The 1282-nt window shown below is 66.0% G+C and carries 2 protein-coding genes; both read right to left on the reverse strand.

From position 1 onward, the window contains the following. Positions 1 to 9: 9 nt before the first annotated feature. A complete protein-coding gene (locus Q7A36_RS39875) occupies positions 10 to 600 on the reverse strand; it encodes an ISAs1 family transposase (RefSeq protein WP_370655809.1) in 591 nt (196 codons plus the stop codon). Next, positions 552 to 1139 (reverse strand): ISAs1 family transposase, encoded by a 588-nt coding sequence (locus tag Q7A36_RS39880; RefSeq protein ID WP_305109336.1) that lies wholly within the window; start codon positions 1137 to 1139, stop codon positions 552 to 554. The genes Q7A36_RS39875 and Q7A36_RS39880 overlap by 49 nt, the downstream gene beginning before the upstream one ends. Positions 1140 to 1282 lie beyond the last annotated feature (143 nt).

Below are 1282 nucleotides of genomic sequence, written 5' to 3' on the forward strand. Positions count from 1 at the left end.
CAGGGCTGTTCAACGCTGTGGAATGTTGAGGAGGCCAAGGAGGTAATCGACGCCACCGATGGCAGCGCGGAGGCGGTCCTGCGGGAGTGAACTTCGGCGGTTGGCCTTGAGGATGTTGAAGGCAAAGCTGCGGAGACGGGCGAAGATGCCCGGATTGCAGCGAATGCGGGAGCGATCCTCGCCCATGGTGACGTCGCGGGTGTAGTGCGAGGTGTTCTCGACTTTCCAGTGGTCCCGGATGGCAGAGGCGGCGCGAATGGCAGGCAGCGCGGTGGTGGCGAGATAGAAGGCGGTCTCGGAGGAGCGATGCCAGAGACCGGTCTTGGCATTGCGGGTTAGAACGTCGCGCTCGATCCGGATCACGGCACCGATAAGGGACGCCCACTCGGTGTCGGTGAAGGCAGTGGCGGCATTGAAGACGGTGACGCTGCGCTCCTCCTGGCGGTTGCGCCCCCGATCACGGCTATTGGCTGTGGAAAGCGGGGCAGCGCTGGCGCAGAAGTCCTTGGCCTGCTGATGCAGGGTAGGCTGGTTGTCCTTGACCTGTATGATCAGGTCGGCGCCGGCCTTTGCGGCGAGCTCGAAGGTTTTCTCTGGCAGTGCAGAGCATCGAGCGTGACCAGGTGTCCAGCCAGGCCGAGTTCGGCGAGCAGCGCCTGAGCAGCCGGGATCTCGTTCGATTTCTCGTCGACCTCGCTGTGCGCCAGCACCAGCGCCGTGTCGGTGGCAAACAGGCCGAGCAGGTGCGCGGCGGCGCGGTCGCGGAACGCGTCGAAGCTGCCGCGCAGGGTCTTGCCATCGATCGCCAGACTACCCCCACCCGGCTTGGCGTGGGCCGCCTGCAACAGCTTGGCGTGGCCACGGAAGGCTGCCTCCACCGCGTCACAGTCCAAGCCTTGCAGGATGTAGCGGATGGCCGTGTGCGCCGGCGCTCGCCGCCAGGTCAGGCCGAACACCTCGTTCAGCCGGGGACGGTGCATCTCGATGAAGGTGACGATGCTGCGGTACGAGTTGCCGCCGCTGACGATGGCCAGGATGGAGAACAGCAGGACGTACGCCAACTGGTAGACCTTGCCCTCCGCCCGGCGGTGATCAGGCACCTCCTGCAGCAGGCCCAGCAGCGGCGCGAACGCGGTCACGGCAACCTCCCCCTTGGTTGCCGCCCTATGAGTCAGAGGTTCGGCGATCCGGGAATCCCGTCATCATCCCGCCGGCGCTGTTCTCCGCCGACCTGTGGCAGCGAGGACTCACCCCCGGTGCCGCACAGCGTTGAACAGCCCTG

It is taken from the genome of Paracraurococcus lichenis (assembly GCF_030657435.1).
In the GTDB taxonomy this organism is placed as follows: Bacteria; Pseudomonadota; Alphaproteobacteria; order Acetobacterales; family Acetobacteraceae; genus Paracraurococcus; species Paracraurococcus lichenis.